A 12,067-nucleotide genomic window follows, 5' to 3' on the forward strand; every position below is an offset into this window, starting at 1 on the left:
CGACCGGGGGTTTCGCCGTTGCGTGTGGGCTCAGATCGTGCCCAGCTTCAGGATCGACACCAGCGCCAGCAGCTGGATCGCCGACGCGCCCAGCGCCTTCGGCCACGGCAGGTCGTGGGACTTGCTCACCATCGAGGTGAGCAGCGCCGCCGCTCCCAGCCAGGTGAGCCAGCCGAGGATCTGCACCAGGGAGTTCTCGCCGCCGAGGAAGAGCGCGAAGACCAGGCGCGGGGCGTCCGTCAGCGACATGATCAGCATGGAGAGGCCCACGGTCGGCTGCCAGGCGCCGTCGCCGCCGAGCTGGCGGGCCAGGGTGTGGGTGACCGCGCCGAGCACCAGGCCGCCGATCACGAAGCAGACGGCCGTGAGGACGACGTAGGGCACGGCGGTGGAGACGGGGGCGCGGATCGCGTCCTCGCGGGCCTGGTCGAAGCCGAAGAGCGCCAGCAGGCCGTACAGGAACGTGACGATCAGCGCCGGGCCCCAGACGGGGTAGTCGCGCATCTGCCAGAACGTCGGTCCTGGGCGCGTCACGATGCCGCTCAGCAGCTGCTTCCAGTGCAGGCGCGGGCCCGCAGGGGCGGGTGCCTGGCCGGCGCGGTAGGCGCTGCCGTCGTTGTACCCGTCCTCGTCGATGCTGAAGGCCTGCGTGTGGCCGGGGTTGTTCGCGTACGGATCACCGTGGTGCGGACCCTGCTGCCCCTGCGGTCCCTGGCCCTGGGGGTACGGATACGGGTACGGGTCGGCGAAGTACTCCGGCTCGTCGGGCCCGCCCCCCTGGTAACCGGGGTGGTATCCGCCGCCGTGCTGCGGGGCGGCATGCGGGGCGCTGTGTCCTCCCGTCGGCGGCCATGGCTGCTGTCCGTACGGCGGCGGCGGTGCCTGATTGCCGTACGGCTGCTGCCGCGGTTGCTGTTGCCCTTGCGGGGTGCGGTTGTCCCGGCCGCGTCCGATCCTGAATCCAGCCACGTCATCGAACGTACCTGGTCCGCACGGGCCGGACAGGAGGGGCGGGGGAACTCGGCGGCCTTTGACGCTCAGCTGTGACATCCCCTAAGGGAACCCTGGGGGGTTGTCCTCAGCCGCCGTCCTCAGCCGCCGTCCCGCCCGTCAGGAACAGCGCGCTGGTGAACGTGATCAGCGGACGGTCGGGTGCCGCCGCCGGGTACAGCGCGATCAGGTCCGCCGTCTCGCCCCGGTGCGTACGGACCACCGTGTCGGGTTTCCTGTCGCCGTCGAAGTCCGCGTACCGCTGGAGCAGAGTCGTTTCCGCGCGGGCCGGGGCGGCGCCCGGACCCTTGCGCAGGGGCGCCGCCGGGAGCGGGGCCGCCGGTGCCTCGAAGCGGTACGTGCCGCCCGGCCGGCCCGGTCCGCCGGGGCCCCCGAGCAGCAGCCCGCCCTTGGCAGCGGTGCCCGGGGCGTGGGGGCGGGCGGTGTACACGAGGTCGTCGTACCCGTCGCCGTTCGTGTCCGCCCGGGGCTCGGGCGCGGACAGGGCGGGACCAGCGCCCGGGACCGTGCCGCCGGCGGCACGCGGGCGGCCGTCGCGGGTGAACGGACCCCGCAGGAAGCTGAACCGGCCCTCGCTCGCCGTCACGGCCAGATCCGGCTTCCCGTCGCCGTCGAAGTCGCCGCAGACGGGGTGGTCGGGCCACTCGTTGCCGAAGCGGGCCGGGGCCGGGATGCGGAGCGCCACCGCACGGCCGGTGAGGCCCTCGGGCGAGCCGAACAGGATCTGCAGCGGCACGGGCGGGCGGCCGATGCCGTTGTACGGGGGGTCGGTGGCCACGATCAGATCGGTGAAGCCGTCCCGGTCCAGGTCGCACGACGTCTCGGCGTCGAACGCCGACGGAAGGGTGTCCCCGATCTTGGCCGCGTTCGCGTGCGCGCTGAGCAGCTGGCGTACCGACGGGTCGAGACCTCGGGTCGCGGAGCCGTACACGATGCCGATCCCGGGGTCGTCGCCGTGCAGGTCGGAGGCCGGCTTCACCAGGTCGTCGATGACCAGGTCGCGGTGGCCGTCGCCGTTGAAGTCGTCCGGGACGCGGCTGCCGGTGCCGCGCGGGACGGGGCGGAGCTCCGCGCCCGCCAGGCCGGAGAGCGCGGTGGGCGGGGTGTCGCCGTTCTTGGCCGGTGCGGGGGAGCCCGAGCAGGCCGTCAGGAGCAGGGCGCAGAGGCCGGCCACCGCCGCGGCGGCCGGTGCGCCGGCGCGCGCCGGAGCTCCCGCCTGTGCCCTGCTGGTGCGTATCCGCACGGGTTCCTCCGATGTGTATCCCTGCGGGAATACCTCGTACGTCTCGGCCGTCCCGGCCGTCGCTTGCGTCCCCCCGGCCGTCCCACATGATGCGTCACCCGGGCGGGAAAGCAGAAGCGGCCGGTCCTGCCCCCGAGGCAGGTCCGGCCGCTTGTGCAACGCCGCGGGGCGTTGCCGGTTACTTCACCGGCTCCGGCTCGGGTGCGTCCGCCGGTTCCGGCTCGCCCGCCGGGTCGGCGGGGGTCTTCACGGAGTCGAGCAGCAGCTGCGACACGTCGACCACCTGGACCGACTCCTTCGCCTTGCCGTCGTTCTTCTTGCCGTTGACCGAGTCGGTCAGCATGACCAGGCAGAACGGGCAGGCCGTGGAGACGATGTCCGGGTTGAGGGAGAGGGCCTCGTCGACGCGCTCGTTGTTGATGCGCTTGCCGATCCGCTCCTCCATCCACATCCGGGCACCACCGGCGCCGCAGCAGAAGCCGCGCTCCTTGTGGCGGTGCATCTCCTCGTTCCGCAGGCCCGGGACCTTGGCGATGATCTCGCGCGGGGGCGTGTAGATCTTGTTGTGCCGGCCCAGGTAGCAGGGGTCGTGGTACGTGATCAGACCCTCGACCGGCGTCACCGGGATCAGCTTGCCCTCGTCCACCAGGTGCTGGAGCAGCTGCGTGTGGTGGATGACCTCGTACTCGCCGCCGAGCTGCGGGTACTCGTTGGCGATCGTGTTGAAGCAGTGCGGGCAGGTCGCGACGATCTTCTTGGAGGCCTTGGCCTTCTTGGTCGAGTCGTCCTCGTCGTCCTCGCCGAACGCCATGTTCAGCATCGCCACGTTCTCCTGGCCGAGCTGCTGGAACAGCGGCTCGTTGCCCAGGCGGCGGGCCGAGTCACCCGTGCACTTCTCGTCGCCGCCCATGATCGCGAACTTGACGCCCGCGATGTGCAGCAGCTCCGCGAAGGCCTTGGTGGTCTTCTTGGCGCGGTCCTCCAGGGCGCCGGCGCAGCCGACCCAGTAGAGGTAGTCGACCTCGGTGAGGTCCTCGACGTCCTTGCCGACGATCGGGACCTCGAAGTCGACCTCCTTGGTCCACTCGACGCGCTGCTTCTTGGCGAGCCCCCAGGGGTTGCCCTTCTTCTCCAGGTTCTTGAGCATCGTGCCCGCCTCGGACGGGAACGCGGACTCGATCATCACCTGGTAGCGGCGCATGTCGACGATGTGGTCGATGTGCTCGATGTCGACCGGGCACTGCTCGACGCACGCACCGCAGGTGGTGCAGGACCAGAGGACGTCCGGGTCGATGACGCCGTTCTCCTCGACCGTGCCGATCAGCGGGCGCTCGGCCTCGGCGAGAGCGGCCGCCGGGACGTCCTTGAGCTGCTCCTCGGTGGCCTTCTCGTTGCCCTCCATGTCCTTGCCGCCGCCGGCCAGCAGATACGGGGCCTTGGCGTGCGCGTGGTCGCGCAGGGACATGATCAGGAGCTTCGGGGAGAGCGGCTTGCCCGTGTTCCAGGCGGGGCACTGCGACTGGCAGCGGCCGCACTCGGTGCACGTGGAGAAGTCGAGGATGCCCTTCCAGGAGAACTGCTCGACCTGCGAGACACCGAAGACGGCGTCCTCGGCCGGGTCCTCCCAGTCGATCTCCTGGCCGCCGGAGGTCATCGGCTGGAGCGCGCCGAGCGCGACCTCGCCGTCGGCGTTCCGCTTGAACCAGATGTTCGGGAAGGCCAGGAAGCGGTGCCAGGCGACACCCATGTTGGTGTTGAGGCCGACGGTGATCGCCCAGGTCATGGTGACGCCGAGCTTGATCATGGCGGTGAGGTAGACGAGGTTCTGGAGCGTGCCGAGGTCGAGCCCCTTGAAGGCCGCGACCAGGGGGTACGAGGCGAAGTACGCGGCCTCGTAGCCGTCGACGTGGTGCAGAGCGCCCTCAAGGCCCCTCAGCGTCATGATCGCGAGACCGATGACGAGGATGACGGCCTCGACGAAGTACGCCTGGCCCATCTTCGATCCCGCGAACCGCGACTTGCGGCCGGCCCGGGAGGGAAGGCTGAGCTGGCGGATCGCGATGAGGACCAGGATGCCCACGGTTGTCGCGAGCGCGATGAACTCCGTGTACACCTCGTACGGCAGCCAGCCGCCGAGGACGGGGAGGACCCAGTCGGCCTTGAACAGCTGACCGTACGCCGTGACGATGGTCAGGCCCAGAGTCAGGAAGCCGACGGCGACGAACCAGTGGGCGATGCCGATGATGCCCCATCGGTTCATCCTGGTGTGGCCGACGAACTCCTTGGCCAGGGTGATCGTGCGCTGTTTCACGGCGTCGGTGCGGCTGCCGGCCGGAACCGGCTGTCCGAGCGTGACGAACCGGTAGATCTGCGCGACGGCTCGGGCGACGAGCGCAACGCCGACCACGGTCAGCACCAGCGACACGATGATCGCGGCGAGTTGCATGTGGGGCTCCTCGGGCCTGCGAGGGGTGGGATCCAGCTCTGCTGATGAGTACTGGGATGACTGACGAGGGATTACTAAGCAGTAACTTAATCAGTCTGTGCTGACACTATCCACTTATTCCGCCGTCCTGTAGCCGGGCAGGCGGTGATCTGTGTCGCTCAGGTCTGCCTTGCCGAAACGAGTCAGGGCGCGGGTTGTCGCGTACAGGGGAGTGCGGACGGCCTCCAGGAGGATCGCGAGATCCAGCCGTGTCCCGTGGTGCTCGGCGTAGTACTGGTCGAGGAGCGCGGCCTCGTCCCAGGGCATCGTCGAGCGGTGACGTACCTGCGCCAGACCGGTCAGGCCGGGCTTCAGTTCCTGCCGCCAGTCTCTCGCACCGGGCGTACTGCTCCGCACGTCCCCCGGCGCGAGCGGCACGGGCCCGACCAGGGAGAGGTCGCCCCGGACCACGTGGTGCAGCCGGGAGATCACATCGAGCCGCAGCCGGCGGGTGCGCAGCGACCGCAGGACGAAGGGGCGGCCGTGCAGTCCGGTGCGGGGCGAGTGCGTGAGGACGCCTCCGGGGCGGCGCCGTACGGCGAGCGCCAGGGCGGCCCCGGCGAGCAGGGGCGAGGCGAGCAGCAGCAGGGCCGAGCCGAGGGTGAGGTCGAGGGCGCGCTTGGCGGTGGGGCGCGGCGCCGCCTCCCGCAGCGCCCGCAGGGTCCGCCGGGCGGCGGCGGTGCGGGGTTCGCGGGGCGGCTGCCAGGGGCGTCCGCCCCTTCTCTGCCTCTGCGTATGCACCCTCTGCGACTGCATTCTCTGCGTCTGCATCGTTCGCACCTGCCTGGGTCGGCTGCCTGGGGTCGGCGGATCGGATGCCGGTTTTGCGCGTCTCACGGCATTTTGTGACAGAACGATCCCACGCGACGATGATGGGGGAGGGCTGCGCGGCCGCAGGGTGGGCAGGTGTCGCCGGTGGCGCAGGGTGCGTGCACGATAGTTGAGTCTGCTCGACTCAGGTCTGTTGACTCTGGGACGGACGTCATGCATCCTTGAGTCAGATCCACTCAAGTAGTCAGTTGGAGGAATTGAAATGGCACGTGCGGTCGGCATCGACCTGGGCACGACTAACTCCGTCGTCAGCGTTCTCGAAGGCGGCGAGCCCACCGTCATCACCAACGCAGAGGGCGCCAGGACCACGCCGTCCGTCGTCGCCTTCGCAAAGAACGGCGAGGTGCTGGTCGGCGAGGTCGCCAAGCGCCAGGCAGTGACCAACGTCGACAGGACCATCCGCTCCGTCAAGCGCCACATGGGCACTGACTGGAAGATCGACCTGGACGGCAAGAGCTTCAACCCGCAGCAGATGAGCGCCTTCATCCTGCAGAAGCTGAAGCGCGACGCCGAGTCGTACCTGGGCGAGAAGGTCACCGACGCGGTGATCACCGTCCCGGCGTACTTCAACGACTCCGAGCGTCAGGCGACGAAGGAGGCCGGCGAGATCGCGGGCCTGAACGTCCTGCGCATCGTCAACGAGCCGACCGCCGCCGCGCTGGCGTACGGGCTCGACAAGGACGATCAGACGATCCTCGTCTTCGACCTCGGTGGCGGCACCTTCGACGTGTCGCTCCTGGAGATCGGTGACGGCGTCGTCGAGGTGAAGGCCACCAACGGTGACAACCACCTCGGTGGTGACGACTGGGACCAGCGCGTCGTCGACTACCTGGTGAAGCAGTTCGCCAACGGGCACGGCGTGGACCTGTCCAAGGACAAGATGGCTCTCCAGCGTCTGCGCGAGGCCGCGGAGAAGGCGAAGATCGAGCTGTCCTCCTCGACGGAGACCTCGATCAACCTGCCGTACATCACGGCGTCGGCCGAGGGCCCGCTGCACCTGGACGAGAAGCTCACGCGCTCGCAGTTCCAGCAGCTCACCGCGGACCTCCTGGACCGCTGCAAGAACCCGTTCCACAACGTCATCAAGGACGCGGGCATCCAGCTCTCCGAGATCGACCACGTCGTTCTCGTCGGTGGCTCGACCCGTATGCCGGCCGTCGCCGAGCTCGTCAAGGAGCTGACCGGTGGCCAGGAGGCCAACAAGGGTGTGAACCCGGACGAGGTCGTCGCCATCGGCGCCTCGCTCCAGGCCGGTGTCCTCAAGGGCGAGGTCAAGGACGTCCTGCTCCTCGACGTCACCCCGCTGTCTCTTGGCATCGAGACCAAGGGCGGCATCATGACGAAGCTCATCGAGCGCAACACCACGATCCCGACCAAGCGCTCCGAGATCTTCACGACGGCCGAGGACAACCAGCCGTCCGTGCAGATCCAGGTCTACCAGGGCGAGCGCGAGATCGCGGCGTACAACAAGAAGCTCGGGATGTTCGAGCTGACCGGTCTGCCTCCGGCCCCGCGCGGTGTGCCGCAGATCGAGGTCGCGTTCGACATCGACGCCAACGGCATCATGCACGTCGCCGCGAAGGACCTCGGCACCGGCAAGGAGCAGAAGATGACCGTCACCGGCGGCTCCTCGCTGCCGAAGGACGAGGTCAACCGGATGCGTGAGGAGGCCGAGCAGTACGCGGAGGAGGACCATCGCCGCCGCGAGGCCGCCGAGTCGCGCAACCAGGGCGAGCAGCTCGTCTACCAGACGGAGAAGTTCCTCAAGGACAACGAGGACAAGGTCCCCGGCGACGTCAAGACGGAGGTGGAGACCGCGCTCACCGAGCTGAAGGAGAAGCTCAAGGGCGAGGACACCGCCGAGATCCGTACGGCCACCGAGAAGGTCGCGGCCGTCTCCCAGAAGCTGGGCCAGGCGATGTACGCCAACGCCCAGGCCGAGGGCGGCCCGCAGGCCGACGGTCAGCCGGGCGCCGAGCAGGCCCAGGCCGACGGCCAGGACGACGTCGTGGACGCCGAGATCGTCGACGACGAGAAGGACACCAAGGGCGGTGCGGCGTGACCGAGGAGACTCCGGGCTTCGAGGAGAAGCCCGACGTCCCCTCCGGCGCCACCCCTGAGGACGCCGAGCCGAAGGCCGCCACCCCCTCTTCGGAGGAGGCGGCGGCCCCGGCGGGGGACGCGAACCAGATCACGGCTCTGACCGCCCAGCTGGACCAGGTCCGCACCGCGCTCTCCGAGCGCACGGCAGACCTCCAGCGGCTCCAGGCCGAGTACCAGAACTACCGCCGCCGTGTGGAGCGGGACCGGGTCACGGTCAAGGAGATCGCTGTCGCGGGTCTGCTGTCCGAGCTCCTGCCCGTGCTCGACGACGTCGGCCGGGCCCGTGAGCACGGTGAGCTCGTGGGCGGGTTCAAGTCGGTGGCCGAATCGCTGGAGACGGTCGTCGCCAAGCTCGGTCTGCAGCAGTTCGGCAAGGAGGGCGAGCCCTTCGACCCGACGATCCACGAGGCCCTGATGCACTCGTACGCGCCGGACGTCACCGAGACGACCTGCGTGGCGATCCTGCAGCCTGGGTACCGGATCGGCGAGCGCACCATCCGTCCCGCGCGGGTGGCGGTGGCCGAACCCCAGCCGGGTGCGGCCCCCGCGGCCGCGAAGGAAGAGAAGGCAGACGACGAGGAGAGCGGTGGCGGCGAGGAGGTCTGACATTCTGTCCGACCACCTGGCAGCACACCGCCCGGCCACCCGGCCGGTCGTCCGGAAGGAGGGACGTCGATGAGTACGAAGGACTTCGTCGAGAAGGACTACTACAAGGTTCTCGGCGTCCCCAAGGACGCCACGGACGCCGAGATCAAGAAGGCGTACCGGAAGCTCGCCCGCGAGTTCCACCCGGACGCCAACAAGGGCGACGACAAGGCGGAGGAGCGCTTCAAGGAGATCTCCGAGGCGAATGACGTCCTCGGCGACACCAAGAAGCGCAAGGAGTACGACGAGGCGCGCGCCCTCTTCGGCAACGGCGGCTTCCGCGCCGGACCCGGCGGGGCCCAGGGCAACTTCAACTTCGACCTGGGGGACCTCTTCGGAGGTGCCCCGGGCGGGGGCCAGGGCGGCGGCGCCGGCGGGTTCGGCGGCGGCGGCCTGAGCGATGTCTTCGGCGGCCTCTTCAACCGCGGCGGCGGCACCGGTACGAGGGTGCAGCCGCGCCGCGGCCAGGACATCGAGTCCGAGGTGACGCTCAGCTTCACCGAGGCGGTCGACGGGGCCACGGTCCCGTTGCGCATGTCCAGCCAGGCGCCCTGCAAGGCGTGTTCCGGCACCGGCGACAAGAACGGCACCCCCAGGGTCTGCCCGACCTGTGTCGGCACCGGACAGGTCTCGCGCGGCAGCGGCGGCGGCTTCTCGCTCACCGACCCCTGCGTGGACTGCAAGGGCCGGGGCCTGATCGCCCAGGACCCCTGCGACGTCTGCAAGGGCAGCGGCCGGGCCCGCTCCTCGCGCACCATGCAGGTCCGGATCCCGGCGGGCGTCTCGGACGGCCAGCGGATCCGGCTGCGCGGCAAGGGCGCACCGGGCGAGCGCGGCGGACCGGCCGGCGACCTCTATGTCGTCGTCCATGTCGACGCCCACCCGGTCTTCGGCCGCAAGGGCGACAACCTCACCGTCACGGTGCCCGTCACCTTCACGGAGGCGGCGCTCGGCGGCGAGGTCAAGGTACCCACGCTCGGCGGACCGCCGGTGACGCTGAAACTCCCGGCCGGCACGCCGAACGGGCGTACGATGCGTGCCCGCGGCAAGGGTGCGGTCCGCAAGGACGGCACCCGGGGCGACCTCCTGGTCACCGTCGAGGTGACCGTGCCCACCGACCTCGGCACCGAGGCCAGGGACGCACTGGAGGCCTACCGCAAGGCGACCGCGGACCAGGACCCGCGGGCGGAGCTGTTCCAGGCGGCGAAGGGAGCTTGAGGTGGACGGCCGACGGCGTAATCCTTACGAACTGACCGATGAGTCCCCGGTGTACGTGATCTCGATCGCGGCCCAGCTCTCGGGCCTGCATCCGCAGACACTGCGCCAGTACGACCGTCTCGGCCTGGTCTCGCCCGACCGTACGGCCGGCCGCGGCAGGCGCTACTCGGCCCGTGACATCGAGCTGCTGCGCACCGTCCAGCAGCTGTCGCAGGACGAGGGCATCAACCTCGCCGGCATCAAGCGCATCATCGAGCTGGAGAACCAGGTCGCGGCCCTTCAGCAGCGCGTCGCCGAACTCTCGGCGGCCGTGGACGGGGCGGCGGCGGCCATGCAGCAGCGCGAGGCGCAGGTCCATGCCTCGTACCGCCGCGACCTGGTCCCGTACCAGGACGTCCAGCAGACCAGCGCGCTGGTGGTCTGGCGGCCCAAGCGGCCCAAGGACTGACCGGTCAGGTCATCCGTGTGAGGAGCCCGTCACCCCGGAACTTCCGGGGTGACGGGCTCCTTCGTTGTACGGGGCTGTGCGGGTTCCACGAGGTCGGACTGGACGAGCAGGGCGCCGAGGTGGGTGCGGCTGGTGGCGCCGAGGGTCTGCATGAGTCTGGAGATGTGGGCGCGGCAGGTGCGGACGCTGATGCCGAGGGTGCGGGCGACCGCCTCGTCCTGGTTCCCTTCGATCAGGAGTCGCGCGATGCTCTGCTGGACCGCGGTGACGGGGGTCCCGGGTACGGCGGTGGGCAGCGGTTGTGTGAAGGGGGTGGCCCGGGCCCAGAGAACCTCGTACATCTGCGCCAGGTAGTGGACGAGCGCGGGGTGGCGGATCTCCAGGGCGGCGCTGCGGTCGGCGTTGGCGGGGAGGTAGGCGACCTTGCGATCGAAGATCATGAGGCGGTCGGTCGCCTGCTCCATCGTGCGGACCTGGAGGAGGTCGCTGGGCAGTCGGCCCACATACGCCTTGAGCCCCGGGCCGTAGCGCGCCGAGTGCTGGTAGATGTGCCGCAGCCGGACGTTCCGCTCGACCATCGGCAGGGTGCTGGACAACGCCACCCGCAGCACCTCGGGCGGGCGGGTGCTGCCGGGCTGGACGGTGAGGATCTCGTCGTTGGCCTCGCGCAGGTCGGCACTGATGGCTGCCTGGATGGCGGACTGCCCGACGACGACCCTGATGGCGAGATCCGGGGCCCCGTCGGTGAGCCCGCCGAGCGCACCCAGGGTCCTGGCCAGGACGTCGGCGGTCCGAACCTGGTCCAGAATCCCCCGGGCCAGGGGGTGGAGCAGCTGTGCGAGGGCGGCGGAGGGCGGTACGGGCCGCAGCCAGCCGGCGTCACCGGGGTCCGTGATCAACAGCGCGTTGTCGACGAGGCACGGCACGCCGGCGGTGGCGGACCGGGCGATGCGGCCCTGGGACAGGGCCTGTGTGTAGAGGCTGACGGCCTCGTCGCACAGACCGTGGTCGCCGTGGACGTGCGCGGGTGGCAGAGACATCACCGGGCGGGTTCCACGAGGTCGGACTGGACGAGCAGGGCGCCGAGGTGGGTGCGGCTGGTGGCGCCGAGGGTCTGCATGAGTCTGGAGATGTGGGCGCGGCAGGTGCGGACGCTGATGCCGAGCTTGCGGGCCACCACCTGGTCGGCGTTCCCGTCGACGAGGAGGCGGGCGATGCTCAGCTGGACGGCGGTGACCGATGCGCTGGGCGGGGCCGCCTGGAGAGGTTCTGTGAGGGGTGTGGCCTGGGCCCAGAGCACCTCGTACACCTGGATCAGATAGCGCACGAGCGCGGGGTGGCGGATCTCCAGGGCGACATCGCGGTCCGCGCTGGCGGGGATGAAGGCGACGGAGCGGTCGAAGACGATCAGCCGCTCGACGGTCTGCTCGATGGTGCGGGCCTGGATGTGGCCGGGCGGCACCTCGTCCAGATAGGCCTTGATGGCCGGGCTGTAGCGGGCCGGGTGCTGGTAGATGTGACGCATCGTCGCGCCCCGCTCGGCCATGACCAGGGCGCGTCCCAGCGCCTTCTTGAGCCTTTCCCCGTGCCCGGTGCCGCCGGGTTGCAAGGTCAGGACCTCTTCCCGGGCGCTGTCCAGGGCGTTCTCGATGGCCGCGTCTATCAGCGGGATGCCTTCGAGGACGGTGATCGCGAGATTGGGGTCGGTGCTGGCGACGGACGCCAGGGGGGCCAGGGAGTCGGCGAGGGCGGCGGAGAGCCTGATGCGCTCGTGGATCTCCCGTATGACGGGCTGCAGCAGATGGGAGAGGGCTGCGGACGGCGGCACCGGACGAATCCAGTCGTTGTCCTGGGGATCGGGGTGGACGAGCGCCAACTCGGTGAGGCAGGGGGTCTGTTCCAGGGCGGTCCGGGGTATTCGCCCCGCGCTGAGCGCCTCGGTGTAGACCCTGACGCCGGCCTCGCACAGTTCGAGATCGGCGTGCGGGCGATGTGCTATGTCCTCGTCCCTGCCCATTTGTGACCCCCCACTTTTGGCAGTGCAGCAAGATGACGGTGGTGGAAGCGTAGTCCTCGGGCCACT

General features: G+C 70.0%; 10 protein-coding genes. 4 read left to right on the plus strand and 6 right to left on the minus strand.

Features of this window, described 5'->3' with window-relative positions:
• Positions 1–30: 30 nt before the first annotated feature.
• From RLT58_RS19040 to RLT58_RS19055, 4 genes are all read right to left on the minus strand, one after another.
• The gene (locus RLT58_RS19040) at positions 31–969 is read right to left on the minus strand and encodes a Yip1 family protein (protein WP_311311579.1); all 939 of its coding nucleotides are present in this window, start codon (positions 967–969) and stop codon (positions 31–33) included.
• 109 nt (positions 970–1,078) lie between these two features.
• The gene (locus tag RLT58_RS19045; RefSeq protein WP_399131651.1) at positions 1,079–2,254 is read right to left on the minus strand and encodes an FG-GAP repeat domain-containing protein; all 1,176 of its coding nucleotides are present in this window, start codon (positions 2,252–2,254) and stop codon (positions 1,079–1,081) included.
• Positions 2,255–2,432: 178 nt separating this feature from the next.
• Positions 2,433–4,700 (minus strand): (Fe-S)-binding protein, encoded by a 2,268-nt coding sequence (locus RLT58_RS19050; protein ID WP_311311580.1) that lies wholly within the window; start codon positions 4,698–4,700, stop codon positions 2,433–2,435.
• Positions 4,701–4,814: 114 nt separating this feature from the next.
• Positions 4,815–5,510, minus strand: coding sequence for a sugar transferase (locus tag RLT58_RS19055; protein ID WP_311311581.1), 696 nt, complete (start codon positions 5,508–5,510; stop codon positions 4,815–4,817).
• Between the two features lie 262 nt (positions 5,511–5,772).
• Between RLT58_RS19055 and dnaK the strand changes: the two genes are divergently transcribed.
• The 4 genes from dnaK (at position 5,773) to RLT58_RS19075 (ending at position 9,984) form a co-directional block, all read left to right on the plus strand.
• On the plus strand, positions 5,773–7,632 hold the full coding sequence (dnaK, locus tag RLT58_RS19060; protein WP_311311582.1) for a molecular chaperone DnaK: 1,860 nt from the start codon (positions 5,773–5,775) through the stop codon (positions 7,630–7,632).
• Entirely contained in the window at positions 7,629–8,279 is a 651-nt protein-coding gene (gene grpE / locus RLT58_RS19065) for a nucleotide exchange factor GrpE (RefSeq protein WP_311311583.1), read from the plus strand. Before dnaK ends, grpE begins: the two co-directional genes overlap by 4 nt.
• Positions 8,280–8,348: 69 nt before the next feature.
• Complete coding sequence (dnaJ, locus tag RLT58_RS19070) at positions 8,349–9,536, plus strand: molecular chaperone DnaJ (protein ID WP_311311584.1); 1,188 nt, start codon at positions 8,349–8,351, stop codon at positions 9,534–9,536.
• Between the two features lies 1 nt (position 9,537).
• Complete coding sequence (locus RLT58_RS19075) at positions 9,538–9,984, plus strand: heat shock protein transcriptional repressor HspR (protein ID WP_018522258.1); 447 nt, start codon at positions 9,538–9,540, stop codon at positions 9,982–9,984.
• Between the two features lie 29 nt (positions 9,985–10,013).
• Here the strand turns inward: RLT58_RS19075 and RLT58_RS19080 are convergent, their stop codons facing one another.
• Complete coding sequence (locus tag RLT58_RS19080; RefSeq protein WP_311311585.1) at positions 10,014–11,024, minus strand: helix-turn-helix transcriptional regulator; 1,011 nt, start codon at positions 11,022–11,024, stop codon at positions 10,014–10,016.
• Positions 11,024–12,001 carry a LuxR C-terminal-related transcriptional regulator gene (locus RLT58_RS19085; protein ID WP_311311586.1) on the minus strand — a complete coding sequence of 326 codons (978 nt, stop codon included), beginning with the start codon at positions 11,999–12,001 and terminating at the stop codon, positions 11,024–11,026. The genes RLT58_RS19080 and RLT58_RS19085 overlap by 1 nt, the downstream gene beginning before the upstream one ends.
• Positions 12,002–12,067: the final 66 nt, after the last annotated feature.

Origin of the sequence: Streptomyces sp. ITFR-16, from assembly GCF_031844705.1 — a bacterium.
Taxonomy (GTDB): domain Bacteria; phylum Actinomycetota; class Actinomycetes; order Streptomycetales; family Streptomycetaceae; genus Streptomyces.